Origin of the sequence: Streptomyces hygroscopicus (assembly GCF_026168105.1) — a bacterium.
Taxonomy (GTDB): Bacteria; Actinomycetota; Actinomycetes; order Streptomycetales; family Streptomycetaceae; genus Streptomyces; species Streptomyces hygroscopicus_D.
Genome location: NZ_LBMW01000126.1, coordinates 1 through 2,817, shown reverse-complemented (window position 1 = coordinate 2,817; position 2,817 = coordinate 1). Strand labels below are relative to the sequence as shown.

Below are 2,817 nucleotides of genomic sequence, written 5' to 3'. Positions count from 1 at the left end.
TCACCCTCGGAGGCCACGGCTTCTACTGGTTCCGGCTCCGCAAGGACCCCGCGTAGAACCCCGGGCGGGGCGGTTTCCACCGCCCCGCCCGGGGCACGCAGAAGTAACACCCCGACCCTCCGGGGAAAGGACGCACGCCATGTCGGAAGCCGTCACCCGTGCCGCCACCCACCCCGGCCTCCTCGCGTCCCTGGACCCACTGCTGCGGGAGTGGCTGCCGCGGCAGCGCTGGTTCGCGGGCAAGGGACGGCCGGTCACCGGGTTCTCCCTGGTGGCGGCCACCGAACTGCTGCCCCCCGGAGGCACGCTGAGCCTGCTCCACCTGCTCGTCCGCGCCCATCAGCCCGACATCCCCACCCAGGGTGCCGTGCCGCACCCCGGGGACTGCTACCAGTTGCTGACGGGGGCGCGCGAGGCGCTGCCGCCGCGGCTGGCGCCCGCGCTCATCGGGCATCTGGAGGAGGGCCCGCTGGCCGGGCGGACCGTCTACGAGGCGCTGTACGACCCCCGGGCCACCGCCGTCCTCCTGGAGGCGCTCCGCACCCGGGCCCGTATCGGCCCGCTCCGCTTCGAGGGAGACCCCCGTCAGCCGATACGCGAGGGGCTCGTCCCGCGGATGGTGACCTCGGAGCAGTCCAATTCCTCCATCATCTACGGAGATACGTTCATCCTGAAGGTCCTGCGGCGTATCGTCCCGGGCATCAACCCCGACCTCGAACTGCCGCTGGTGCTGGCGCGCGAGAGCTGCCCGCGGGTTCCCGCGCCGGCCGGCTGGCTGCGCGCCGACCTCCAGGGCCAGGACGCCTCGTACGTCCTCGGCGTACTGCAACCGTATGTGCGCGGCGCGACGGACGGGTGGGAGCTGGCGCTGCGCGAGCTGGCCAAGGGCGAGGACTTCTCGGCCGAAGCGCGGGCGCTCGGACGCGCGACCGCCGAGGTGCACACGGCGCTGGCCCGCGCACTGCCCACGGTCACCCTGGGGCACACGCAGACACGGCTACTGGCCGACGGCATGGCCGAACGGCTGGATGTGGCGGCACAGGCGGTGCCCGCGCTGCGGCCGTACGCGCCCGGGCTGTACTCCGCGTTCCGGGCGCTGGCCGATCTCGCCGCCGAAGGGCACACCTGGACCGCCCAGCGGGTGCACGGCGATCTGCACCTGGGCCAGTGTCTGCGGTCGCCGTCCGGCGCGTGGTCGCTGATCGACTTCGAGGGCGAGCCGTCGAAGTCGCTGGCCGAACGGCGGATGCCGCAGCCGGCGGTGCGGGACATCGCGGGGATGCTCCGCTCCTTCGACTACGCGGCGCACACGGCCGCCCCGCCGGCGCCGGGCTGGGCCGCGGCGTGCCGGGCCGCGTACTGCTCCGGGTACGCGGAGGTCACCGGGCGCGATCCGCGCACCGAACCGGTGCTGCTGCGCGCGTACGAGACGGACAAGGCCGTCTACGAGGTCCTGTACGAGGCCCGGCACCGCCCCGACTGGATGCCCGTCCCGATGGCGGCGATACGCCGGCTGTCCGCCGACGTCACCCCCTGATCCACCACCCCTGCCGAGGAGGCCCCGTCCGTGACCCCCCGTTCTCCGTCCGACGACAGCACACAGAAGAACGGCGACGGCCAGAAGAAGACCGCCGCGAAGAAGGCGGCCACCGAGAAGAAGACCGCGGACGGCCGGGCGGCGACGGCCGGCAAGAAGAAGGCGGTGGCCAAGAGGTCCGCGACCGGGGCGAAGAAGACCGAAGCCGGGGTCAAGGCGACCACGGCGAAGGGGACTCCGGCGCAGAGGACTCCTGCCCAGGCGACCCCGGCACAGACAACTTCCGCGCATAAGACCCCAGCGCAGAGGACTCCGGCGCAGAAGACGCCGGCACAGAAAACTCCCGCACAGGAGACCCCCGCGCAGGAGACCCCCGCGCAGAAGACGGCTGTCGAGAAGGCGGTCGTCGGCGAGGTGGCCGCAGTCGCCCGCGAGCAGGCCGTCGCCGAGGTGGGGCGGACGGCCGTCTCCCCCGCCATCGGCGCCGTCGACCGGGAACGGCTGCTCGACGGCACCCATCACGACCCGCACTCGGTGCTCGGCGCCCACCCGGTGCCCGGCGGAGTCGCCTTCCGCGCCTTCCGGCCGTACGCGCTCTCCGTGACCGTCGTCGCCGGGGAGCTGCGGGCCGGGCTGCACGACGACGGGGACGGGTTCTTCTCGGGCCTGCTGCCGCTTCGGGACGTACCCGAGTACCGGCTGCTGGTGACGTACGAGGGGTCGGTCCGGGACACCGAGGACGCGTACCGGTTCCTGCCCACGCTCGGCGACCTCGATCTGCATCTGATCGGCGAGGGGCGGCACGAGCAGCTGTGGCAGGTGCTCGGCGCCCATCCGATGACCCACCAGGGCGTGACCGGTACCCGCTTCTCGGTCTGGGCACCGAACGCGCGCGGAGTGCGTCTGGCCGGCGGGTTCAACTTCTGGGACGGCACCGGCCATCCGCTGCGCTCGCTCGGCTCCAGTGGCGTCTGGGAACTGTTCGTTCCCGGGATCGGCGAGGGCGAGCTGTACAAGTTCGAGATCACCCGTCCCGACGGCTCCCGGACCCTTCGCGCCGACCCGCTGGCCCGCCGCACCGAGGCCCCGCCGCTCACCTCCTCGATCGTGCACGCCTCCCACCACGAGTGGCGCGACGAGGAGTGGCTCGCGCGGCGCGCGGAGACCGCGGCGCACGAGGCGCCGTTCTCGGTGTACGAGGTGCATCTGCCGTCCTGGCGACCCGGACTGACGTATCGTCAACTGGCCGAGCAGCTGCCCGCGTACGTGCAGGACCTCGG

The 2,817-nt window shown here is 73.0% G+C and carries 2 protein-coding genes; both read left to right on the top strand.

Annotated features, from left to right (window positions below; translation table 11 throughout):
- Positions 1–139: 139 nt before the first annotated feature.
- On the top strand, positions 140–1,537 hold the full coding sequence (locus tag AAW14_RS39105) for a maltokinase N-terminal cap-like domain-containing protein (RefSeq protein WP_265569224.1): 1,398 nt from the start codon (positions 140–142) through the stop codon (positions 1,535–1,537).
- Between the two features lie 30 nt (positions 1,538–1,567).
- The coding region (locus AAW14_RS39100; RefSeq protein WP_416223445.1) for a GlgB N-terminal domain-containing protein at positions 1,568–2,817 on the top strand (1,250 nt) is incomplete at its 3' end.

Bases quoted from the DNA above. Each gene is read 5' to 3' on its own strand.
- AAW14_RS39105 (WP_265569224.1), top strand. From the start codon at position 140: ATGTCGGAAGCCGTCACCCGTGCCGCCACCCACCCCGGCCTCCTCGCG.